At 59.0% G+C, this 295-nt stretch carries 1 protein-coding gene; it reads left to right on the top strand.

What is annotated here, in order from left to right; genetic code table 11:
• Positions 1-295: immunoglobulin-like domain-containing protein (locus tag AC3A5O_RS28840; RefSeq protein ID WP_487754028.1), on the top strand; the 295-nt coding region annotated here is incomplete at both ends.

Genomic DNA, 295 nt, shown 5'->3' with positions numbered 1-295 from the left:
AAAGCGGCAAAACGATCACCATCGCCGCCGGCGCAAGTTCGGGCGTGTTGGACGTGGCTGTTGGCAACGATGTGTACAAAGGCCCGACCACCGTTACCGAATCGATTAAAGAAGCGACTGGCGGCAATCTCGAAGCCATCGCGCCGAACACCGCTCCGGTCAGCACCATCGTTAGCGATGTCAACGACACCACCACGGTGACATTGACCGCGACACCAACCGTGAATGAAAACGGCACCATCACCTACACCGCCACCCTGACCGATGCCGACGGCAAGCCTGTCACTGCGCAGAA

The sequence above is a fragment of the Pseudomonas sp. Soil_N_39 genome, from assembly GCF_057655955.1.
Note: the sequence above shows the minus strand (reverse complement) of the source record. Positions and strands in the feature narration are given on the sequence as shown.